The 22,976-nt window shown below is 35.1% G+C and carries 20 protein-coding genes; 4 read left to right on the forward strand and 16 right to left on the reverse strand.

Going from position 1 to position 22,976, the window contains the following annotated elements:
- Window positions 1–23: 23 nt before the first annotated feature.
- The 3 genes from BMY50_RS26450 to BMY50_RS26460 all read right to left on the reverse strand — a co-directional run bounded on the left by BMY50_RS26450 (window position 24) and on the right by BMY50_RS26460 (window position 3,401).
- Window positions 24–1,160 (reverse strand): TDP-N-acetylfucosamine:lipid II N-acetylfucosaminyltransferase, encoded by a 1,137-nt coding sequence (locus BMY50_RS26450; RefSeq protein WP_162276682.1) that lies wholly within the window; start codon window positions 1,158–1,160, stop codon window positions 24–26.
- Between the two features lie 107 nt (window positions 1,161–1,267).
- Window positions 1,268–2,347 (reverse strand): DegT/DnrJ/EryC1/StrS family aminotransferase, encoded by a 1,080-nt coding sequence (locus BMY50_RS26455; RefSeq protein WP_093332498.1) that lies wholly within the window; start codon window positions 2,345–2,347, stop codon window positions 1,268–1,270.
- A gap of 298 nt (window positions 2,348–2,645) precedes the next feature.
- Entirely contained in the window at window positions 2,646–3,401 is a 756-nt protein-coding gene (locus BMY50_RS26460; RefSeq protein ID WP_093332499.1) for a GNAT family N-acetyltransferase, read from the reverse strand.
- A 435-nt stretch (window positions 3,402–3,836) separates the two neighbouring features.
- On the opposite strand from BMY50_RS26460, the gene BMY50_RS26465 reads away from it, so the two are divergent.
- The 3 genes from BMY50_RS26465 to BMY50_RS26475 all read left to right on the forward strand — a co-directional run bounded on the left by BMY50_RS26465 (window position 3,837) and on the right by BMY50_RS26475 (window position 6,648).
- Window positions 3,837–4,349, forward strand: coding sequence for a UpxY family transcription antiterminator (locus BMY50_RS26465; RefSeq protein ID WP_093332500.1), 513 nt, complete (start codon window positions 3,837–3,839; stop codon window positions 4,347–4,349).
- Between the two features lie 79 nt (window positions 4,350–4,428).
- Entirely contained in the window at window positions 4,429–4,797 is a 369-nt protein-coding gene (locus tag BMY50_RS26470) for a helix-turn-helix domain-containing protein (protein ID WP_093332546.1), read from the forward strand.
- A 111-nt stretch (window positions 4,798–4,908) separates the two neighbouring features.
- Window positions 4,909–6,648: a phospho-sugar mutase gene (locus BMY50_RS26475; RefSeq protein ID WP_202907950.1), complete on the forward strand. Its 1,740-nt coding sequence runs from the start codon at window positions 4,909–4,911 to the stop codon at window positions 6,646–6,648.
- Between the two features lie 76 nt (window positions 6,649–6,724).
- Here BMY50_RS26475 and BMY50_RS26480 read toward each other — a convergent pair whose 3' ends face one another.
- From BMY50_RS26480 to BMY50_RS26525, 10 genes are all read right to left on the reverse strand, one after another.
- Window positions 6,725–7,876 carry a polysaccharide pyruvyl transferase family protein gene (locus BMY50_RS26480; protein WP_093332501.1) on the reverse strand — a complete coding sequence of 384 codons (1,152 nt, stop codon included), beginning with the start codon at window positions 7,874–7,876 and terminating at the stop codon, window positions 6,725–6,727.
- 22 nt (window positions 7,877–7,898) lie between these two features.
- A complete protein-coding gene (locus BMY50_RS26485; protein WP_093332502.1) occupies window positions 7,899–8,954 on the reverse strand; it encodes a nitroreductase family protein in 1,056 nt (351 codons plus the stop codon).
- A gap of 9 nt (window positions 8,955–8,963) precedes the next feature.
- Complete coding sequence (locus BMY50_RS26490) at window positions 8,964–10,409, reverse strand: lipopolysaccharide biosynthesis protein (RefSeq protein ID WP_093332503.1); 1,446 nt, start codon at window positions 10,407–10,409, stop codon at window positions 8,964–8,966.
- 941 nt (window positions 10,410–11,350) lie between these two features.
- Window positions 11,351–12,292: a GDP-L-fucose synthase gene (gene fcl / locus BMY50_RS26495; protein ID WP_093332504.1), complete on the reverse strand. Its 942-nt coding sequence runs from the start codon at window positions 12,290–12,292 to the stop codon at window positions 11,351–11,353.
- Between the two features lie 26 nt (window positions 12,293–12,318).
- Entirely contained in the window at window positions 12,319–13,851 is a 1,533-nt protein-coding gene (porM, locus tag BMY50_RS26500) for a type IX secretion system motor protein PorM/GldM (RefSeq protein WP_093332506.1), read from the reverse strand.
- A 30-nt stretch (window positions 13,852–13,881) separates the two neighbouring features.
- The gene (gene porL, locus BMY50_RS26505) at window positions 13,882–14,694 is read right to left on the reverse strand and encodes a type IX secretion system motor protein PorL/GldL (RefSeq protein WP_093332507.1); all 813 of its coding nucleotides are present in this window, start codon (window positions 14,692–14,694) and stop codon (window positions 13,882–13,884) included.
- 8 nt (window positions 14,695–14,702) lie between these two features.
- Window positions 14,703–15,365, reverse strand: a complete 663-nt coding sequence (locus BMY50_RS26510; RefSeq protein WP_093332511.1) for a hypothetical protein — start codon at window positions 15,363–15,365, stop codon at window positions 14,703–14,705.
- A 31-nt stretch (window positions 15,366–15,396) separates the two neighbouring features.
- Window positions 15,397–16,530, reverse strand: a complete 1,134-nt coding sequence (porN, locus tag BMY50_RS26515; RefSeq protein WP_093332517.1) for a type IX secretion system ring subunit PorN/GldN — start codon at window positions 16,528–16,530, stop codon at window positions 15,397–15,399.
- 15 nt (window positions 16,531–16,545) lie between these two features.
- On the reverse strand, window positions 16,546–17,880 hold the full coding sequence (gene porK, locus BMY50_RS26520) for a T9SS ring complex lipoprotein PorK/GldK (RefSeq protein WP_093332519.1): 1,335 nt from the start codon (window positions 17,878–17,880) through the stop codon (window positions 16,546–16,548).
- Between the two features lie 185 nt (window positions 17,881–18,065).
- On the reverse strand, window positions 18,066–18,767 hold the full coding sequence (locus tag BMY50_RS26525) for a hypothetical protein (protein ID WP_139202339.1): 702 nt from the start codon (window positions 18,765–18,767) through the stop codon (window positions 18,066–18,068).
- Window positions 18,768–19,366: 599 nt separating this feature from the next.
- Between BMY50_RS26525 and BMY50_RS26535 the strand changes: the two genes are divergently transcribed.
- Window positions 19,367–20,254: a glycosyltransferase gene (locus tag BMY50_RS26535; RefSeq protein WP_093332527.1), complete on the forward strand. Its 888-nt coding sequence runs from the start codon at window positions 19,367–19,369 to the stop codon at window positions 20,252–20,254.
- A gap of 1 nt (window position 20,255) precedes the next feature.
- Here BMY50_RS26535 and BMY50_RS26540 read toward each other — a convergent pair whose 3' ends face one another.
- The 3 genes from BMY50_RS26540 to BMY50_RS26550 form a co-directional block, all read right to left on the reverse strand.
- Window positions 20,256–21,344 carry an acyltransferase family protein gene (locus BMY50_RS26540; protein WP_093332528.1) on the reverse strand — a complete coding sequence of 363 codons (1,089 nt, stop codon included), beginning with the start codon at window positions 21,342–21,344 and terminating at the stop codon, window positions 20,256–20,258.
- A 115-nt stretch (window positions 21,345–21,459) separates the two neighbouring features.
- Window positions 21,460–22,089, reverse strand: a complete 630-nt coding sequence (locus tag BMY50_RS26545; RefSeq protein WP_093332530.1) for a response regulator transcription factor — start codon at window positions 22,087–22,089, stop codon at window positions 21,460–21,462.
- Window positions 22,090–22,668: 579 nt separating this feature from the next.
- Window positions 22,669–22,976: UDP binding domain-containing protein (locus BMY50_RS26550; RefSeq protein ID WP_317040869.1), on the reverse strand; the 308-nt coding region annotated here is incomplete at its 5' end.

A 22,976-nucleotide genomic window follows, 5' to 3' on the forward strand; every position in this document is an offset into this window, starting at 1 on the left:
TATTTTTAACGCAGCTCCATAGCTCAACATAATTCTAAAGCTTCCACACTTTTCCCAAATAAACCTGCGTAAAGCTCATCGATTCTTTCTGTCGCAAGAAAGTTAGATGCAATTTTCTTATTCATTTCCAGGTCAACATCCTTTACTATAGTCGCAATCTGATTAATAGTGTCTAAACCATACACATCGAGGCCTAACGATTTTAGATAAGAAAACACCAGATTATTGGGATTCATAAAAACCAATTTCCCTAATAAGAACGCCATCCAAATATTCCCCATACCTATCGGTCGTAGCGAGTTGCTTACGAAAACATCGTATCGATTAAAAAAATCTAAGTACTGGCCAAAATTCAAAAATTTATCTGCATAAGTAATATGTTTAGCTCCATATGTACTGAGAACTTCCTGTTTAAGTAGCAGTATATATTTTTGATCTCCATAACTAACTGGCATCATAACTTCTCCAAAGTTTATTTTTGCAATCGCATGGAGAGCGTCTAAATGATTGTTAGCTGATGCGCCAGAATTGCCTATAATAAAGCGTAGATTTTTTGATGCAGCATTAATATAAAACTGTTCAGTATTGAATTTATCGATTAACATTTTCACATCATGCTCAAATGTATAGGCAAACTCTTTGTGTTTAGCATTAAGCCCTTTAATATGCTTAACAGCATAATTATATTCGGGTTCAATCCATGTCAATACATTATCTATTTTATTATATATTTTTTTCACATCAATATTCATCAGATAATTTTCTGCTCTTCTATAATATAAGGCTAAGGTTATACGCGTATTCCTTATCTTCCGCACAATTCTCTTTGTATACGGTTCATATAATTTGAAGTCTACAAGCTCTGACTCATAGAGTTCTTTTCCCCAAATCATCCAATTTAATTCTTGAAAAGTATGTTGATGTACCCATCTATACATTTCAAATGAAAAAGAGTGAATAAATACTTTTTTATACCTACTTACATCTCCTAATAGTTCTGTGTCGCATAGTCTTCCGAATACGAGATCAGTACGCCGGATGAACTTCAAAGGCCCACATTCTTTGATTACAAAAACGTTATTGTCAAGCAAGCCTAGTGATTCCAATTTTTCGGCAAAAGGGTCAAAAAATTTTTCATCATGGAGTAAATGTAAATTCATATCATTCATGCTGTATGGAGATCGGTGAAGTCTCCAATGGGTAAATACTATGTTTGTTTTAGTTCTCTGCGTTAATTATGCTCTTTTCATTTTCTATCCTTTAATATTTAATTGTTCTGAACTCTTAATAATATTCTACATACAAAATCTACTTCTTCAAAAGACAAACCATGATACAAGGGTAAACACATAACTCTTTTAGCTATATCATTTGTAATAGGTGTTTCATACGTATCAAGATATGGAAGTGTTGCTAACGAAGGGTAGAAATACCTTCTCGGATAAATTCTGTTTAAATTTAGTTCATTCAAACTTTTTAATAAACCTTCTTCAGAATCAAAAATTATTGGGTAATAAGCAAAGTTAAAAGAAGAGTCGGAATTGATCTTTATTTTACTTATGGCAAGCGAGCTCAATTTTTCATCGTAGTAAGTATATAGTTCCTTTCTGTATTGATTAATCTCATCTATATAAGGCAAATTTGCTAAACCCATTGCCGCATGGAATTCTGAATTTTTACCGTTAATACCTAATTCGCTGATTTCATCGACATTACTGAAACCAAAATTACGTATATAAGCGATTTTCCGAAGTAATTCAGCTGATGAAGAAAATATAGCTCCTCCTTCTATCGTATGGAATACTTTTGTTGCATGAAGGCTTAGCGTACTGATGTCACCATAGTTAAAAACCGACTGTCCTTTATATAAGGTACCAAAACAATGAGCTGCATCATAGATAACTTTTAAATGGTGCTTTTCAGCAATAGCTTGTATTTTATCGATATCGCACGGATTTCCATAGACATGTGTAGCTAAAATTCCGGTTGTTTTAGAAGTGATTGCCTGTTCAATTTTATCAGGGTCAATATTTAGTGTAGTAGGGTCTACATCTACGAATACTGGTCTACATCCTTCCCAAACAAGAGTACTTGTTGTCGCCACAAATGAAAATGGTGTTGTAATTACCTCTCCCTCTAATCCAAGTGCCTTTATCGCCATTTGAAGTGCGATAGTCCCATTGTTTACGAACACCATATGCTTAACATTCAGGTATTCTTTCAGCCTAAGCTCTAAATGGTTAACCAAAGGGCCATTATTTGTAAGCCATTGTCTGCTCCATATATCTTTAACATAGGAGATATATTCATCCAATGGAGGCATAAAGGGTTTTGTAACTTGAATCATATGTCAGTATCGCTGATTTTGATTTTAGAGATATTCCTTGTTATTTATTAAATAAGATAAAGCTTCGCCACTCCACTTACAGTAGTTTTTTTCAAAAGAGAAAACTATAGCTTATCATTTTAAACAAGTTTTCACTAATGTTGATGCAAAGATTATCAAATCAGGAGTAAAAAACACGCTCAGAAACTATTCTGATAATAAATAGAGCAGAAAAACGAAATAATGTAAATTGTTATACAGTTTAACACGGAACGACACAAAAAACCCTGTAATTGATGTGAAAAAGCATTTAAAAGACTTACACCAACTCCATGGTGTGGATAGCTGTGCTCATAAGTAGGGCCTTATCAACCAGATCAAAATCATAAGCAATATCACTTGTGAAACCAAGTGATTCTATATTATTTTGCCGAACAAATGGCGCTAAAAGTGCCAGATGTTCTAATATCTTCGGATTTTTTATAATTAATGTTTTTTCGGCTAATAGCGTTCCTATAAATTGATTTTCATAGCTTATCTGAACAAAACCAAATGTATCCTGCGAAAAGCTCAATTGTGTCCCCATATTTCCAGCGTTAACAAGTAGAGGCTTTATGGTTGGTAAGAGATCGTACCAATAAGTGCAATCTATTATTTCCATACCAATACTTAAATACCAGCTTAAGGCTTTGCTATTCTTCTCAAATACATGTAACTGAAACAAAGTACATTGTTCTTTATTTGCTTCTTGTATTTCGTGAAGCGCGTGATATAAAAGCTTAGTACCTATTTTGCTTCCTCTAAGTCTATTATCAACTACAATATGTTTCAAAAAAATAATATTATCTATTATCTGGAAACAAGCGAAGCCATGCAGCTCACCTGATATTGAGTCGTAAGAGTAATAAGTTGCGTACGAGGGATGATCTAAAATAGAGGAAAAAAATTTCTTATACCCAATGTCCTGATGAACAAAAAATCGAGAGATGGAGGGATCATAAGCTGTTTTTAAGGATTCGCATATTACATCAACTAATCTTCTGTCTTTTCTCCTTAAACGTTGAACCATGTACATAACGACGTATTATTTTAATATGGTTTAATCCATGCAGTTTGAGTGCAAGTATAAGTTACACTAAGCTAAAAAAGAATACGCACAATAATTTTGTAGACAAAATGTATATTAACGAGAATAGCATTGTGTGAAATAATGCTGTAAATGAACCATATATAAGTCAAAAACACCTCCCTTCACATATCTTTGTGCTATAGCGAGCACAAAGCCCCTAAACTTCTCATTTAGCCATAAAATGTTCAACAAAACAACAGAAACGACCTAAAAAGATCAATTAACCATCTAAATTTGACTAATTTTATATCTAATCCTGGATAAGATATATTATTTATTGGGACAAAATTAGAGTCTGCCTTTTCCCGAACATACATAAGTTTAATAATAAGAATATCCGAGGAAAAAGAATCAGCATGTGTGCCTTAACGCCCTACTATTATGGATAATACGAAAAAAAAATGGATTGCTATATATACTCGTCCGAAATGGGAAAAAAAGGTCAATTACCTAATTCAACAACAGGGTATTGAAGCATTTTGTCCATTAATAAAAACAAAGAAACGTTGGGCTGATCGAAATAAAATAGTTGAGATCCCCTTATTTAATTCTTATGTATTTGCGCAAGTAGATCACACCGAACAATCTAAGATATCTCGAATATCTGGGGTAGTAAGTATAGTATCTCATTGTGACAAACCGGCAAATATTACAGCTCAAGAGATACAAAGAATAAAGGATTTGTTAGACATAGGCTATGAAGACTTAGAATCAATTTCACTTGAACAAGTAACCGTAGGCGATAAGATAAAGGTAGTGGAAGGCATTCTATCAGATTGGCAAGGAGAAATTATTACTGTAAAAGGGAAATCAGTTGTAATGCTTCTCAAGCAATTCAATTGTGCCTTAATTGCCAAAGTAAATATTTCACAAGAGAGCCTTTCGCTAGTATAAACATAAAAAATTTTAGAAACAAAACAAAGTAATTATATTAAAACCAACCTAAAAAACATATTACCTAATGCAAATAGCTATGGATAAACATTATGGCCACATTATTGAACGTATCATTAGGCGTAATGGTTACAGTATAAGCGAACTAGCTCGCTTAACAAATGTTAATAGAAGATCCATTTATAATTGGTTCAACCAAAAGAGCTTAAAGCCCGAAATCATTTTCCGCATAGGTTGCGCCTTAAAACATGACTTTTCAGAGGAATTTCCGGAATTATTTACAGAAGATGAATTCCAAAAGGTGATTGTTCCACCAAAAAATCACAGTGAAGACACTGAAGACAACCCAGAGGGCAGCAGCAGCTATTGGAAGGATAAGTACATCAAAATACTTGAAGAGTACAATCGTCTTTTGGTCAACCAAGTGAAGCACGATCCGAAAAAATAACACTTTTATTCAAAAGTTAAGAGTAAATTGTTAATTTTTTAACAACAAAATCGCTATTTTGCGATTTTATATCAGGTTTACTTATATATTTCGAATAAACAAGATTTTCATATGGCAATTAATAACTTAGAGTCATCTATCAATCAAAAAATTGAGCAGTGGTTAAACGGAAATTACAATGATGAAACAAAAAAGTCAATTCAAGAGTTAATTGACAAAAACAATCTAGAGGAATTAAACGATGCCTTCTACAAGGATCTTTCTTTTGGCACAGGCGGTTTACGCGGGTTAATGGGAGTTGGTACAAACCGTATGAACATCTATACTATTGGTAAGGCCACTCAAGGCTTAGCTAATTATTTAAAGAAAACCTACTCAAATCAATCCATTAAGGTTGCAGTTAGTTTTGATAGCCGAAATTCATCCCCGCTATTCGCTCAAACTGTAGCAGATGTTTTTTCAGCTAATGATATTTATGTATATTTATTTAATGAATTAAGGCCAACCCCAGAGTTGTCTTTTGCCATTAGAAAACTAGGGTGTCAGAGCGGCGTTATGATAACCGCCTCCCATAACCCGAAGGAATATAACGGTTATAAAGCATATTGGAATGATGGCGGTCAACTTATTGCGCCTCATGATAATAACGTTATTCAAGAAGTTAATGCCCTATCAATAAATGAGGTTAAATTTGATAAAAATGACGCCCTTATAAAAAAAATAGATGATGAAATTGACCAGCTGTATTTCAAGGAGCTTGTGGATTTATCATTACACCCTGATGCGGTATCTCAACAACAAAATTTAAAGATTGTCTATTCCCCAATTCATGGAACAGGCATAACTGCTGTCCCAAAGGTTCTATCACTGTGGGGATTTACCAATGTTCATGTAGTCGCTTCTCAAGCCACTCCAGATGGAAACTTCCCAACTGTTATTTATCCCAATCCTGAAGAAGAAGAAGCTATGTCTAAAGGCTTGGAGGAAGCAGTCGCCTTAGATGCCGACTTACTTTTGGCCACTGATCCGGATGCCGACAGAGTAGGTGTTGCCGTTAAAAATCATGAGGGAGCGTTCCAATTGCTTAATGGCAATCAAATAGGCTCTTTATTGGTTGACTATGTGCTAAAAATCAAAAGTGAGAAAAATCAATTGCAAGAAAATGACTTTACTTGTAAAACCATCGTAACAACTAATTTAATCCAAGAGATATCAAGTTCATATAATATTAAGTGCTATGAAGTTCTCACAGGCTTTAAATACATTGGTGAACTTATGACTGATTTACTAGGAAAGGAAAATTTCCTAGTGGGGGGCGAAGAAAGCTATGGTTATCTCGTTGGCGACTTAGTCAGAGACAAAGACGCTATCGTATCATGCGCGTTCATAGCAGAGATGACAGCCTATTATAAGAGTCAGGGTCAAAGTTTATATGAGGCGCTCACCTCACTTTATTTAAATCATGGCTTCTATAGGGAAAAATTAATTTCTTTAACAAAAAAAGGCAAAAGCGGTGCTGAGGAAATTAAGGCAATGATGGATCGTCTGAGAACTTCCCCTCCAAAAACTTTGGGAGGAAATCCAGTCGCTCTCGTAAAGGATTATGAGAATAGTGTTTCGATTGATCAATTAAGTGGGGCAAAAGAAACAATCAACTTACCCAAATCAGATGTCTTACAATTTATAACATCAGACGGAAGCGTTGTTTCGGCAAGACCATCTGGAACTGAACCGAAGATAAAATTCTATTGTAGTGCAAGATTACCATTGGATTCGCCGACAAATTACAAGTTGATTGAAGAAAATCTAGAGAGAAAAATTGAAGAAATGATGTCAGATATTCTTCAGTAATATATATTTATTTTTCTTTTTTTAAGGATGCCGTCAATTATGATTATTACTGGACGGCATCCTTTTATATTTATGCTCACTTAATTACTTCAAAGACCTTACTCCACATATCCTGCGCTAACTCTTTTTGTTTAATAGAGGCTGATTTTAATTTTTCACGGATTTCAATCGTATTTTCTCCTAAAATCATCTCTAACTTTTCTCTCAATCCTTCACCTTTTAGAGAATTGTCCCTGAGTAACCCTTCATCGTAGTTATAATCTTCCATTAATGCTTGGTACTTATGACTCCATCCAATGCAGAGGCATGGCACCGCCTGCGCCAATGAACTAACTAATCCATGAAATCTAGATGTTATCACCGCAAAAGAATTCCCTATTATACCTTTAACATGTTTTGGATCGTCTTCTTTTAAGATCGTCACGTTTAGATTGAATTTCTTGTTTACTTCTTCTGCTAACATTAAATCTTTATGCCCCTCATGTATCAAAAAGAAAGGCTTCTTGTCTAATTTTTCTATATCCTTGCAAAGATTTTTTAGAAATGTAATGTAGTCATCTCGGTCTTGAAATGTATTCGACTCAAGTAACTTATTATTAGGAATTATAGCTACTTCACATTTTTGTTTATCAAAGTATGCAGGCAGCTTGCCTTCTGTTAAATTTGTAAAATCAGGCCTTAAAAAAATCTTATCTTTTTTACCAGGGATTTCATTCAAATACTCATGTGAATACTTATCCCGAGCGAAGATCAAATCTGCATTGTCCAAGATAATTTTCATTTTTGCCTGTAATCGTTCATCCTTAAAGGCACCAAATGCCTGAGACAAAAGTATTACTTTTTTACCTTCCTTTTTCCAACCAGCAATATGGTTGGCCAACCTTTCCCCAGCTTTCTGGGCGCCCCAAAAATCACCAAAGGCAAAACCTGAACCGTCAAGAACAATGTTGATCTCTTTATCAAGTACATACCCATGCTTCAGTCTCATTTCTTTTGATGCTAAAAATCCAAGATGTTTCATATTAACGCCAAACTTTTTAAAGTTCAGCTTGGTATAAACACCTACTTCCCGTTGTTTATGTATTGGGGCATTAACATCGTTTTTCTCCATAACGAACATAGCCCCCGGCAATTCTTTCCGCACCTTTTCCAATACTGCCATTAGCATTAGTTCAGCACCCTTATTGTGAAATTCTACTCCTCTTAATTCGATGACATACTTATTCATTTTCGTTCCTTTTTTGAATATCTTAATTAAATCTTCTTATCTGGTGCAACGGTCTTTTTTCGGAAAAAGCAACTAATCCCTCAGGATCGGGATAACCAACACCTATACACATAATAGGACGTTGATATTTTTCAAGCTTTAATACTGTTTCCATTTTTTTCTCTTTTTCTTCAATATCTGGCCAGTTAATTGAGCAACTGCTCAATCCTAATGTTTCAAGCGCAAACATGAATGACATGGAAGCCAACGAAGCATCAATATAAATAATATGCCTGTCTCTCTCGTCAAAATAGGCATCAAGATTACCTACTAAAACGATCAAAACAGGGATAGAGTGACCATACCCTTTTGTACCCATCGGAATATCAACCACTTTACGCACTAACTCAAGATCGTCGAAAACACGAAACTCAAAGGGTTGTCTGTTACAAGCACTGGGAGCTTGATTGGCTGCTAAGATTGCCTTATCGATCAATTCTCTTGGTACTTTTTTTTCTAAAAACCACCTGACAGACCTACGCTGTTTGCATAAGCGATAAAATTCCTCGTAGTCTATTTTTGTTCGCTCCTCTTTTACCCGAAAATAAGGAATGGATGGTGCTAAAGGCGTCTCTATCATAGGCGGACTTATCTCAGAAATGATATTATTAAATCTTAACTTCTCCCTTTGTATAATTTTGTCTCCTTCATTAACGACATGGAAATATTCAGAAATCACATCATAAAACCATTTCATTTGTGGATTTGAATAACCTTCACTCGATGATTTCCACACCCCCTCAAAGCTGTCTATCGTTTCAACAATGAAATCCTTCCCAAAAATGTCTCTTCGAGGTTTCATCAATAACCCCTTTTCAAGACGATGCGTATTACGCACTAGAAGAAAGTAATTAGCTTTTAGCACTTTAGATTCGTTAACATGTTTAACTCTCCCTGTTAACACGGCTTGCAATTCTCTGGAAAATGATTTGTCAAAAAGAAAGTAATAGATAGATGTTAAAAATCTAGATTTATAACAAACCTTTGGCAATTCCACATTTAAAACTCGCTTTTTGATTTCCTTAATTCTGTTAATCATAACTTTTAATTACTGTCGTATTCTTTTTAATTCTTTAATCTGAAGCGTTAGCTCCTTACCAATTGACACAAATATTGTTAAACAATAGATAATCATTATTGCTACACCCGTTATTATGTAATGTACGTTAAGAGTGACATACAAAAAATACCCAAGACTGTAAGCTAATATGGAAGCAATCCAAGGAGCCTTTATCTCGCTAAAAAATTCCTTACTTGATATTTTTATATTAATTAATTTGTTAAACGTGTATTGAGCTATTATTACAGCAATAATTTTATTTATTAAAATCGCCCACGACGCCCCTATTATTCCATTTGTGTATATACCAAAGATCAAAGTAGGTATAAAAATAAAGGCTTTAAATAATTGGAGTTTCATTTCAAGACCGGGTTTGCCTAATCCTCTAATCAGGGCAGTATTACTATTTACAAGCATATGAATCATAACTGATACAGAAAGGATCTTTAGAGGAATAATTGAATCATGCCATTTCTCCCCGAATATATTTAGGATGATGGGCTCTGCCAATGTTAGTAAAAGAACCATTATTGGATAAATAATAATACTATTATAACTTACTACTTTTAAGTAATATTTTTTTAAAGCTTCCGGGTCTCCTTGCTTTTTTCCATATAAGGGGTACATTACATTATTGATAACCGACATTAATTTTCCTCTGAAAGTATCTGTTAAAACGAAAGCAAATGTATAAGCACCAAGCGCTTGAGCAGACAAAACTTTACCTATTAAAAGGTAGTCAACGTTGTTAATAAAGTAGTTAATGACATTTGTGCCAGTGGTATAAATTCCAAATCCAAAAACATCTTTGAAAGCTTCCTTACTCCATATTAATTTAGGAAACCAACCCGTCGCCTTAAAATAGAGCGGTATTGCAAACAAAATTATTGCAGTTGAATTAAAAGCAAGCGACCAAACACCTGCACCCAAGAGCGCCATCACTATCGATATTATTCCTGCAATAATATTAGTTATATTCTCGATTCTAGCGATCTTTTTGAAATTCATTTGTTTAGTTAACTGCGCTTTATTAACTAAATTGATTGGACTCAGTAATATCCCTATACTGATTACCGGTATAAGAATTTTCAAAATAGGTTCATTATAGAAATCTGCAGCAAATGGTGCGGCAACAAAGGTCATAAGTAAAAATAACAAAGCAGACCAAATGACACCTGTCCAAAACGAAGTATGGTAATGTATGGGATTTAATTGATCATCCTTTCGTTGTACCAATGCAGCTCCTATTCCCAATTCAGTCAATACTTGCACAAAACCAGTAAATACTGTTGCCATACCTATAATACCAAATTGCTCAGGCAAAAGCAATTTTGCTAATATCAATCTAACAATAAATGTAAATGACTGGTTAACAACTAGTTGAAGCCCGTTCCAGAACACTCCTTTTAAAATCAGACTTTTAGAATTATCCATTTATATTCGTTACTCAGTTTGAATGTTTTTTAAATTATTTTAGTTATCTCTTGCTCTCCGTTTCAGTCGAAGTTAATATTTACGATTTTTTCATAAAGCGATCATACAAATTTGCAAACGACTGAGAATTACAAATAGGATATGATGAATTTTCTAGCTCACAAAATCAGAAAGATCATAAAAGAAATATTCATGTGGTCCATCGAAGCAAATTGTCCTTTTATTCAGTATGTCCGTTGCATAATACAAGAAGATCGGTATTGTCACGATATAGAACCTAAATCGAATATGGCAAGCATTTGAAAACACAGACAGATCATATACAATTAATGTTAATTAAAAACGATTGCATTTTAGTACCATATCACTTTTTCGGTAAAAGTCTTCTAACATTTAATGCATACTATATTTTTGATGAGCACAATATTATGATCACTCTAAGCTGACCTTCTCACTTATCAATATTGACTTATATCCATCAATATCTCGTTTAAGATACTATTTACCGTATTTAATTCGGCGATAAAACTAAATCATAAATTTGAAATATGGTACCATAAGGGCACGAACGTTCTTATGATGTGCAATGAAAATTAAACACCTCATGCCATTATCTTTATATCTGTACGCCAAACCAAGAAAAACTGCTTAACCCATTAATTAAGAAGATTGATAACTTGTGTGCCATTTTTATCTAAAACTGTATAAATATGTTACCAGTTTTTTAAACACATATCGGTCTATTTGTGGTTCAATTCAAAACAACATGCATTCAGCTGTAGTAAAAGAGAATCTTTTCACAAAATGCATAGCGATATAAAGAATTAATAAGCGATGTTTAAACCTTAGGAATTTCCTATAAAAACAAAAAGCTATTCAAAAAGTTGAAGTTCCAACCTTTTTGAATAGCTTTCTGGATTTGATAAAAATATCCCTTACTATTATCTCTGCGCGACTACTTCAGCGTGTAAAAAATCATCGTATGCTAATTTTATACCATCCCTTAACTGCATCTTATGTTTCCAACCCAATTCGTGTAATTTTGTTACATCCATCAATTTGCGAGGGGTACCATCTGGTTTTTCTGTATCATATTTAATTTCACCTGCAAAACCTGTTATTTCTTTAACAAGCAGCGCCAGTTCCTCAATGCTTAAATCTTCTCCAGTTCCTACATTAATCAATTCTCTGCCATCGTAGTTTTCCATGAGGTATACACAGGCTTCTGCTAAGTCATCTGCATACAAAAATTCGCGCTTGGGTCTTCCTGTTCCCCAAATAGTAACAACGGCTGCATTTTGCTCTTTCGCCTCATGAAATCGCCTTATTAGTGCGGGTAAGACATGTGAATTTTGCGGATGATAGTTATCTCCTATTCCATATAAGTTTGTTGGCATCACACTAATAAAATTCGAACCATATTGATCTCTATAGGCTTCACAGAGTTTAATTCCAGCGATTTTAGCAATAGCATAGGGTTCATTTGTAGACTCGAGCGGACCGGTTAACAAGTAATCCTCCCTTAGAGGTTGTGGAGCAAGTTTCGGATAAATACAACTACTTCCCAAGAACATTAATTTGCTAGTTCCGTAAACATGTGCCGCTTGAATGATGTTACTTTCCATCATTAAATTATCATACAAGAACTCAGCACGATACGTATTATTCGCTATAATACCGCCTACTTTGGCAGCAGCTAAAAACACATAATCTGGTTTTTCTTCCTCAAAAAATTGATTTACTGCTTCTTGGTTACGTAAATCTAATTCACTAGATCTCCTCAATAACAAATTAGTGTAACCATGTGTTGTTAAGTACCGTGTGATAGCACCCCCCACCATCCCTCGATGGCCAGCAACATATATTCGAGCATCTTTGTTCATCGTATATAAAGATTAAATTTCCGTATTTAATTAGCAGAAAGTGCTACCGCATTTAACTGTCTAGGTGATCCATCTGGGCCTACAGCAATAATATTATCAAAAATCACTCTCGTTCCAGGACCAATACCGCTGAGTGCTGTTTTCATTGCTCCACTAAGAGAATTCCCTGTTGTAGACAAAACCACGGCATCCGCTCTCGGTTTTGCAATGATCATGGTAAATTTAGTGATACTGAATTTAGCATCAAAATCAAAGTTATCTAGGCTTGCAAACACTGCATTCTGTGCTTTCAGAGCCACTGAAGGCATCGTCCCGCCCGATTTGCCGCCAAATTTCGCAATTGGATCAGGTATACGTTTAACGCGGAAATCTGTACTGCTTAATGTCTGCATTTTTCCCGGAGCCACTTCTGTTACCACAGAAATTTTTGCTGTACCAGCTGAAGATACTCGTGCCACATACTTACCGTTAGCGCCCGAGAGGCTTCCACCACTCATACTTACTTTGATCTTATCTGCTGGGGTTCCAGGTGCTGAAACAGAAAGAGGGTTATCTACTCCTATGTAGAGCACATTCATTTTATCAGGCGAAACTACAGCCGAAGGTCTTGCTACCTGGTACCGTTGCTCCGGTGTTCTGTACTCTTTTATCGTACCGTCTGTTTGTTTTACTTTAACAATACCTGTCCACGTAAATGCGCCTTCTTTAGAGGTATTAATGCTATATGTCCCTTTACCGTTTGCTACCTGTAAGGCACTTCCGTTAACGGAAATGGAAGGATCAGACTTTGAATCATAGGCCGTCAAAAAGACCTCCGCCGTGTAGGGCTGCCCTTGAATTAAGTACGATGTAGGTGCAACGGCTACCGCAGCAAACTGATCTAAATTAACTACAGCCTGGTCCATTTTACCAAGAATTCGTTTCACCACATCCGATTCAGCATTTTGCGCATCTGCTTGAATTTTTGTCAGTATGGCCATCGCTGCAGTAAGAGGTGTTCCGTCACCAAAATTAATATCTTCCCATCTCTTTTTTCCATTTACCCTTTTTTCAGGATCATTTGCTACCAATGAAAAAGTAACAGCTCCACGCTCCTTTTCATCGAGTAGCGCCAGCAATTTTTCACGTGTACTATTAATCTTCTCCTTTAACTCAGTCCCCTTCTTCTGATTAACCATCAAGCCTGGTGCAATATCCATGTTATCTCGTTGCGACAAATCGCCAGTACTTTCATCATAGCCCCCTCCTTGCTTTTCAAATTCACCTTTCAAGGAGTTGATATACTCGTTAAGTTCTCCTACAATAGCACGTGCCTTTTTTGCTTTTTCGTAAATAGGTCTAGCTCGTTCAGGTTCTTCCTTCAACTTTGTGTTTTCAAAAGCCATAAACAACTGTTCTACAGAATTGTTTACATTAGACCGCGACGTTTCAAGGCTATCATTTATGTTCTTAAAGGCATCTAAAATAGTATCTGATACATTTAAGGCCAGCATGGCCAACAATACCAAATACATGATATTGATCATCCGCTGCCTCGTGGTTTCTTTTCCTAAAGCCATTAATATTATATATTATTTATCAATGAATATTTAAAACGTACGCGGTTGATTCATCGCGCTCAACATATTACCATAAACCGCGTTCAGCGCCGCGAGGTTTTTGGCTAACTTGCTGACTTCATCCTTAAACATTTTTGAATCATCTAAGGATTCATTGAAGTTCTGCATAGTAGAACTTAAGTGTTCATAGAATCTATTCATTGATTGTAAATGAGTATTCGAGTCATGCAACTCCCTCTCATACATAGCGTTTAGAGATCCCAGGTTTTGAGTTAATTGTTGTACCTGTTCATGATAGCCTTTTGTATCAGAATTGGAAGTAGACATAGCTACGAGATTTTCCGACGCTTTCTCAAAGGCTACACTTAAATGATCAAATTTTGAAGAAGCTTGCCGCAACTTTTCAGTAAATTCATTGGCAGCAAAAGACGCATCTGAAATGTTATTAATTGCTGTAACTTTCTCATTGAAAGAGCGTAGACCTCGACCTAAACTCTCGATAGTATCAGGCCCAACCTGTGCATCAGCAAACATTTTATCCAGCGCAGCAGTTGTAGATGTACCCGGCGCGGTCGCAACCTGACGGGCAGATGATTTAGGCAGTTCTCCAGTATAACTATCCGAAAGCTCCGGATATACTCTTTCCCATTCTGGATCCTTAGCAGGCGGATTAAATCCCATTAGAAAAAACAGAAAAGCTTCCACTCCTAATCCAGCGCCTATCATATAGTTAGCCATTGCCCCACCTATGTGTAGGATTTTGAACAAAGCTCCTAATATTACCACACTCGCACCCCATGAGATAGCTACATGCAACCAATTTGAATTGTCTTTCTTCTTCATACTTTAAATTATTGGAAATATTTATTATAACTGTTTTTAAAAAAGATATAGGATATTCCAACCTGCGCATTGACCCCTGGAGCCACATTATATGGAAAAGAGTCTAACCTATCCAATAATCTCGGTATTTCAATGGGGTCCATTTCATGGATTTTCACCTCAGTTGGAGATGTTGGAATATAATATCCAACATTTACCGAAAGGTTCAAACGCTGCGAAAGCCTTATTCCATTTAATCCCGTACCGATATAAGGTCTAAATTTACTCCATTCGACATCATAATCTTTCGGCTGATCGGCCACTTTAGTGGTACCTACATATCGCTCAAACTTATTTTCAAAGAAATAACCTGCTCCAATACTTACAATCCACTTACGAGCAATCCAGCTCCTTTTTCCAAATAGCGGTTGCCAATCGGCAAACACAGACACATCAGATCTATTTATTGCAAAAACCCTACTGCCATATTTTGTCTTTACCGAAGGAAAAATACTGGCTCCCAAACGCACGTTAAAGGATTCCAATACAGGATAACTTCCTTCTACACCCAAACCTCTTGCTCCAAGCTGTACACCAACTGATGGATAAAAGCTAGAATATTCTTCCCAAATCTGCGCTTTTACTGGCAAACTCGCAAGTGCTACAATAAAAATTATTAATAATTTTTTCATTCAATAAAATTTTTATATGCCATCAGACATACTACTGACTAACTTCGTTCCCCTCTACCTTTTCATTTTCCACCTCTTCTCCCAATTCTTTTTTAACTTTTTCTGCTTTTTTTACCTTTTTCCCATTTCCTCGGTAATCATCGTTAGGGCTAACCAATTCTTCAGATTTTATTCCCTTTGGATTTTTCCACAGACGAGTCTTATACTCTTGTATTTTATCTTCAATTTCACCTGCCTGTACCTCTTGTTGCTGTTCATTGTCCGCATACTGCCCTTGTTGGCTAGGAGAAGATTCTCGAATAATTTTACTGGCAAATTTACGTTGCACAAACAAATCATCCATTGTCATATCATACAATTCCTTGTCGGGATCTGATACATCTATCTGCACTAAACGATATCGTAATTGTGGAAAATACAACCAAAATGCTGGTGTTTCACCAACAGATTCCGCTAACTCCGATGAAGAGTTAATGGTCATCAACGGGGCCACGCCGATAATTCGGCTTTCTAATTTCCCGCGTTGCTTATCAAAAAAGATATCTTCTTTAATACGAAACTTTGTTACTTTTTCAGGATTGAACTCGTTTAAGGTCATTTTTGCATCAATCTGGTTGCCTTCATTATCAAATATGGGCACTAATACACTGTCCGTAAATCTTGCTTCACCTTCCTTAGCAGTAAGCTTGGTTTTAAAGCCATCATCCTGAGGGTTATAAGGTGTAAGTTTTCCCACTTTAATGCCTTGCATAATAGCTTCAATCAGCGATGCTCCCGGTGTTGCAAAAATATAGTTTTCTTTATCTTTCAAATCAATATCTCGCCATACTCTTTTATAAAAGCGAATATTCTTAGGATTTACTTTCGGAAAGGCGAAAGGTACAGCATTCCTCAGATCATTAACTTGATAAAATCCATCTGTTTGCGGAATAGTGTCCTGCAAAATCTCTCCCGAATCTTCCGGTAAAGAATCTACTACTTGCCCTGATTCCGTATTTACTTCGGTAGAGAGCGTATCAGGCATAATTGTTGTTGTTTCTTGCGCCCGAAGTCCTCCTGCACAAAAGAAAATTAAACCAACAATAATCATTATTTTTTTAAAAGGTATTGCAACGATCCACGTACCAGTGGATGGTTTCTTATCATTATATCCAAAAAGTTTCATTTTCTTATCCTCCTATTAACGATCTTTATACTTACGTGTCTTCACCTGCGGTGTCGTCATTTCAAAGGCCGACATTACGCACCGAAAACCGATATACGAGTGAGATTCATCTTGCTGTTCATAATTTCTGGCATCGCTGTTCAACATGCTTCCATTATCTTTCCAGGCCCCACCTCTTACTACTTTACGTTTTAATGCATAACTCGCATTGTCATCCGCATCATACAATAATACGGGATTTAAATCATTTACAAATTCAATAGCAGAAGGACTAAAGGCATCTAACGTCCATTCTGAAACGTTTCCCGCCATATTATACACGCCAAAAGCATTCGGTGTGTATGATTTTACGGGTACTGTAAAAGTAGAGCCATCTCTTGAATAGGTCCCCTCCCCTTGTTTAAAATTAACAGCTAACCTTTTTTTATCAGATTTTTTATCATCAATTGTTAATCTCGTTTTTTGAATAGTATCAGCAGGGTCAAGTTTTCCTTCCGCAGCATATTGCCATTGTGCCTCCGTAGGTAAGCTAAAAGTTAGTTGATATCCCTTAAGGTAGGAATTTTTCTGAAGCTCATTCATAATCTCTTTCCCTCTCCAATCAGTATACGCGCGTGCCTGTTTCCAACTAACACCTACTACGGGATTATAGTCAAAAGATTCATGTCTGAAATAATTAGCGTCCATCGAGCTCATTTGAGCATTAGGGAAATCTTTAGACCAAATATCCTCTACGGGCATCACTCCCACTACGTCGGTGACATATTGATCGTTATTTTTCCCATCCATTTTCAAGTAGGAAAAACGATAGTTAAGTAATGTTTTGTTAAGCACCCTTTTTCCAGCTTCAACAGTCATCATCGGCCGAAGTTTTTCTTGAATTTCTGGATTGCTGCTTTGCCATAGTGGGGATTCCTTCTTAACTCGTTTCCAATCAATTAACCGATTTTCATTTGTTAAAACACTATCTTCATCATTATTTCCTGGCTGATCAAGAAAATATTGATCGTCATTGAGATAATCCGTAACCGCAATAGAGTCGGCTACCCAATTTACAAATTGACGATATTGTTTATTTGTAACTTCAGTCTGATCAATAAAAAAAGCACTCAAACTCACATTTTTACCGATATCACTACTATCTTGTGAACTTTTATAAAAAATTGTTCCAGAGGGGATATACACCATTCCTGGAGGAGCGGGCAATTGATTTCCTCTAAATGCTGAAACACGTGGCGCATCATACACACGATTAGAACTACATGCTGTCATGAATAAAGCAGCTGCTATTAATCCATAAAAAGAAGTACGAGTAACGCTTCCACTAGATCTGTCTAAATTTTTTAACATAAACCAATTATTTTTCTTTTAAACTCTAATACATCAAATTATCATTTTAACATCGCTCGTCCTTTTTGCACTTTGACGTCATGTACAACAGATATCGCCATGTTATCAAAATAAATTGATTTTTTTACTATAAGCATTATTTTTCATACAAATGTGTATAAACACACAATTTTATATGACATAGGTCAAAATTTAAGACCATTTCCTATTGATCTCTTTATTCCTAAAGAAAGGTACACCATTCGATCACGGTGTCCGCTATAACCATTTGTATATCCGTCTAAGTTATCTCCAGATGACAAACCTAATTGATAATTAATATTAACTGCCCACATGGGACCCCTAAAAGAATAAGCAAATGGAATATCAATACCAATATTTAAAGGTATTATCATTTCATAAGCAAAATCTTTCCCGGCAAATCCTTCATGAAAATCATTTGCATTTAATCCTCGATTAGCTGTTACATCTGCATATATAAAGCCAATTCCGGCTCCCAAATAAAAATTAGCCAGATAGCTTAAAACTGAGCGATGAGACAGCATATAGAAGCTATAATTATTCTTAGCTGCCATAAATTGCCCTAACCGCAATTTAATATTGACATTTGCGCCTGCAAATTTACTGTGCGCTTCTCTTCCATAAGCATCATTGCCTTGAAGCTTTCCCATTAGTCCTTGTACACCCGCAGATATGAAAGGATTAAAAAGATAATCTAAGCCAATATGAGTACCAAAAGCCAATGTTTTATTTTGGAGATCTCCATATAAAACTGTTCCCCCTCCTCCCAATTCCATGCTGATAGGGTTATTGAACTGAGAAAAACAGTTATGGCAAAAGAAAATTCCAAATAATAGATGGAGTAATAAAGTTCTCGGGTATATCATTAAGAAGGTTTTATAATTATTTTTTTCAAAAAGCTCATTACCTTTAACGCGTATTTTTTTAAATTATTCTAAAATTGTATAAAGAAGCATTGATAACATGATATCAGTTCACGCTGAATGTGTTAAGCTATCCTTAATAAATCATTATACAATTACTATTTTCTAATTTCTCCATTAAAACAAATTAAGACATCTACAAAATTAGGCGATAGCTCATTAAGCCTTATACTCGTTTTCTGACCTATTTTTTCACAACTTACGACAAGTCCGCACACTTAACGAACAAATACGATTATTCGCCCGAATAACGGAAAAACACAATAATCGCTGATATCTGGATCGATTTCGCTACACATAAAAAACACAAATTTATTATGAAAGATCATGTAATTCTCCACAATTTCACTATCAGTTGTAAAAACCTTAAAAGCTTTTGCAATAAATAGAACTATTTTTGGGCCGTATTTAGTAGTTAAAGTCATTCGATACCAACCAATCTGGCAAAAGATTGAGAATACAAGAACTTTAATTTTTGACAAACGCGTTCCAATTGTTTGTCAAAAAAGTATCGACAACATTGTTTACAGATTATTTTACTCATGAAAGAGCTTTTTTTCTCAGTTATTATCCCGACTTATAAAGATCAAATTAGATTAATCACTTGCCTAGAAGCTTTAATAAATCAAAACCTTCCAATAGATCAATTTGAAGTTATCGTTGTAAATAATGATCCTGAAGGCGAACCGACTGTCGATGACAATTTTTATAAACAATTGCAGCTAACCGTTATTACCGAACTAAAACCAGGATCTTATGCCGCGCGCAATCTTGGAATAAAACATGCTCGAGGCAAAGTACTTGCGTTTACTGATTCAGACTGCTTGCCAGAAAGAGATTGGTTGGAAAATGCTAAAATTCATTTTCAGAAAGATATTTCTAAAAATATAGGCATACTTGCAGGTGACGTACATCTATTTTATAAAGACGTCGAAAAACTGACACCAACTGAGATCTTTGAAAGTTTCACTGCGTTCCGCATCTCTTCACAGGTGGCTAACGGGTATTGTGTAACCGCAAACTGGTTTAGTTATAAAGAAATTATTGAAGAGTTTGGCGGCTTTAATTCTGAACTAAAATCTAATGGTGATAATGAATTATCCTTGCGAATATTTAAAAAATATAAAATAGTCTACGGCGCTGATGTAGTAGTTAAACATCCGGCAAGGCATGAGCTAAAAGATCTTTTAAATAAATTCAGAAGAGTAACCGGCGGAACCTATGTTCGCAAATATAAAAACAATTCCCTTGCGTTTATGAAACATCTTTTAGATTTTACGTTCGGCCTGATAAAACTTGCAACAAAAAAACTATTTACTATTTCTTTAAGGAAATCTATACCTCTTCTGCAAGTATGTGGTGCAATCATTATACATGTTTGGAAAGAGTATTTTAGCTTAGTTTTTCTGCATGCGGAAACAAAAAGATGAATTAGTACGGTGTAGTTGTAATTGCTGCTTCTTTTTGTTTTACCTTAATATGCTCTCTGTTTTTGTTTCGCCTTTCACCAAACAAAATGGTCGTTAATAAAGGAGATGCTCCACAAATAATCCTAAATAATATTGGCAAAGCGATACCCATTATTAAACAGATTGCAAAATATACATTCAAATTACTTATTCCTAGCAATTTCATAAAAATACGACTACCTGCGGTTCCAAAAGAGTGGTATAGAAAAATTTCATATGAATAATTTCCAATCCATGCCAAAGCAGGACTATCAAACCTCATCATCACCAATAAAAAAGCCCCTGTTGTGCCAACCAGTATCGTCAATAAGCTGACTACATTATGATTCTCGGCTCCTTCATTAAAATATAAAAACTGTTGGTACCCTATACTCATCAGAAAAACTAATAAAGAACAAACTGCGATTAGCTTATTATTAAATAATTTACTGTAAAATCGTTTCATACCTAATCCTAAAAGGAAAAACATCAGTAAAAAAGGAACACGGTCTAAACTGAAAAGCGTAATCTTTATGAGGTCAGTATAAAACAATAAAATACTTGCTAAAAAGATAAGAAGCCATCCTTTCAAGTTTTTCATAGCCCCCGCTATTTCCAAAAACGAGATAACTATGAAAACAATAAATATTCCTTGAACAAACCAAAACTGGGCGTAAGGGAAGACATACGCCCTCCAAAACTTATCAAATGGCAATTTTGCGTTGGTTCCTGGTGTAATAGCCTGAAAAACACACAGCAACGTTACTGCAATAAAAAACGGTATTAATAATCTTACGATCTTTCTGTTAATAAATTTTTTTTGTTCGCCAGAAGTAGAAATCGGTCTCATCGCATATACGAAACCAGAAATAACTGTAAACAAAGGCATTCTAAGATATTCAAATGAATAGTAAAAATATCTAAACCAAGAATTATCGGGTACTTTTAAACCCGATCTATAATCACTCCCTATTACATGTCCAGCAACCATAAAAATGATAGCCATTCCTCGTAGTGTTTCAATACCTTTATCTCTATTTAATGATGTATTTGTAAATAAGCTTGATTTCATTATAGTAAACTTTCAAAACTGACCTTTACAAAAGTAAATTTTAATATACGTTTTGTACTATCCATTTTTTAATCCAAATTTCACAGTTTCTGAGTAAATAATTGAGGATTTGTTGTTAATTAACGGTTATGAGCTTGCGTTTAATGGCTTCTAAAATCAATCCTGTTCGACTTTTTACTTGAAATTTATGGAAAAGATTAGCTCTATAGCCATCTATCGTCTTTATTGATAGAAACATCTTCTTAGCAATCTGTTGATAATTCAGATCACTACATGCCAATTCTAAAAATTCCAGTTCTCTATCGGTTAACGGAGTTGATTCATTCATTAACGCTCCATTTTCAATATCAATTAACTGGGAATTATAATAACCTTTAGACCATATTTCAGTTAGTGCCAATTTTAATTCCAGGGCGTTTATATTCTTAGACAAATAAGCACAGCAACCTGCTTTAATCATCTTCAAAGCATTTAATGAATCATTTAAAACAGACAAAGCAACCAACCTTATGCTTGGATAAGACTTTTTCACGGTTGAAATTACTTCAGACCCTTCCATATAAGGCATCAGTACGTCTACTAACAAAATATCTGGATAATCATGTTGTCGTTCTAATTTCTGCAGCAAATCCTTTCCATCAGTCGCATGTAAAGTAACTTCAAAATTAGACAGATTATTCACCAGCATAATTAGTGATTCCAATACCAGTGTATGATCGTCTACAATACCTATCTTTATCTTCATATTCTGTACTTTTAATGCAAATAATAAAGTTGAGTTTGTTTTTCTTAATCATATGTAGTATTGAAAAACATAACAGCTATATTCATCTTGATTTATTAGATAAATAGCTACTTTAATATGGTTATTCGCCGTTTAGGATAAAAACAAAAATATGAACAAAATTTATTTTATCTAGAATCGGTATTTAAAACTAATAGTTAATTTATCGAAGAATACACACACCTTCCCAAAAACTCACAAACATTCCTAATGTACCATAACTATGCAAGCGCTAGTTTGCGTAGCTTTATTGCTATAGTATGAGGAATAAAGACGCTAATATCTAAATATATTAAGAAATTTTGTTGAGCTAAATGTGTAAAAATTGACACTTACGATCCTCTTTAAAGAAGGCTGCTTCATAGAGTAGTGTTACATACCAACGCATTATTTATTGAAATAATTCCTTGCAACCATAAGAAAGAAAAACGAGAAATACCAGCTTATATGCCGTTAATTATTGAGCTCTCGATATATTCCAATAAAAAGACCACTTCCAGATTGGAAGTGGTCTTGTAAGGTTTCATATAATAATAAAAATTAGCTTCCAATGGCATTCACCTGAAAGCCGATAGCTTCCAGTTTAGCTTTATCCAACAGATTGCGCCCGTCAAAGATATTGGCCGGTTTCAGCATATTATCATAGATACGTTGCCAGTCGTACGTCTTGAACTCGTCCCATTCCGTCAGCACAGCAATCGCATGGGCATTCTTACATGCTTCATACGGCTCTGTTTCTACTTTTAACAACTGCTTATTCTCTTCACTGCTACGGGTAGCCAGATAATCCAGATCACTGTAAACCTGCTGCTCCGGTACCTTCGGATCGTAAACAGATATGTTCGCCT

This window comes from Olivibacter domesticus, from assembly GCF_900109575.1.
GTDB lineage: Bacteria > Bacteroidota > Bacteroidia > Sphingobacteriales > Sphingobacteriaceae > Olivibacter > Olivibacter domesticus.

Coding starts and splice junctions, on each gene's coding strand:
- BMY50_RS26490 (WP_093332503.1), bottom strand. CDS start 10,409: ATGGATAATTCTAAAAGTCTGATTTTAAAAGGAGTGTTCTGGAACGGG.
- porN (WP_093332517.1), bottom strand. CDS start 16,530: ATGAAACTTTTTGGATATAATGATAAGAAACCATCCACTGGTACGTGG.
- BMY50_RS26470 (WP_093332546.1), top strand. CDS start 4,429: ATGGATAAACATTATGGCCACATTATTGAACGTATCATTAGGCGTAAT.
- BMY50_RS26485 (WP_093332502.1), bottom strand. CDS start 8,954: ATGATTAACAGAATTAAGGAAATCAAAAAGCGAGTTTTAAATGTGGAA.
- BMY50_RS26475 (WP_202907950.1), top strand. CDS start 4,909: ATGGCAATTAATAACTTAGAGTCATCTATCAATCAAAAAATTGAGCAG.
- BMY50_RS26460 (WP_093332499.1), bottom strand. CDS start 3,401: ATGTACATGGTTCAACGTTTAAGGAGAAAAGACAGAAGATTAGTTGAT.
- BMY50_RS26455 (WP_093332498.1), bottom strand. CDS start 2,347: ATGATTCAAGTTACAAAACCCTTTATGCCTCCATTGGATGAATATATC.
- BMY50_RS26510 (WP_093332511.1), bottom strand. CDS start 15,365: ATGAAAAAATTATTAATAATTTTTATTGTAGCACTTGCGAGTTTGCCA.
- fcl (WP_093332504.1), bottom strand. CDS start 12,292: ATGAACAAAGATGCTCGAATATATGTTGCTGGCCATCGAGGGATGGTG.
- porL (WP_093332507.1), bottom strand. CDS start 14,694: ATGAAGAAGAAAGACAATTCAAATTGGTTGCATGTAGCTATCTCATGG.
- BMY50_RS26450 (WP_162276682.1), bottom strand. CDS start 1,160: ATGAATTTACATTTACTCCATGATGAAAAATTTTTTGACCCTTTTGCC.
- porM (WP_093332506.1), bottom strand. CDS start 13,851: ATGGCTTTAGGAAAAGAAACCACGAGGCAGCGGATGATCAATATCATG.
- BMY50_RS26525 (WP_139202339.1), bottom strand. CDS start 18,767: ATGATATACCCGAGAACTTTATTACTCCATCTATTATTTGGAATTTTC.
- BMY50_RS26480 (WP_093332501.1), bottom strand. CDS start 7,876: ATGAATAAGTATGTCATCGAATTAAGAGGAGTAGAATTTCACAATAAG.
- BMY50_RS26465 (WP_093332500.1), top strand. CDS start 3,837: ATGGATAATACGAAAAAAAAATGGATTGCTATATATACTCGTCCGAAA.
- BMY50_RS26535 (WP_093332527.1), top strand. CDS start 19,367: ATGAAAGAGCTTTTTTTCTCAGTTATTATCCCGACTTATAAAGATCAA.
- BMY50_RS26545 (WP_093332530.1), bottom strand. CDS start 22,089: ATGAAGATAAAGATAGGTATTGTAGACGATCATACACTGGTATTGGAA.
- porK (WP_093332519.1), bottom strand. CDS start 17,880: ATGTTAAAAAATTTAGACAGATCTAGTGGAAGCGTTACTCGTACTTCT.
- BMY50_RS26540 (WP_093332528.1), bottom strand. CDS start 21,344: ATGAAATCAAGCTTATTTACAAATACATCATTAAATAGAGATAAAGGT.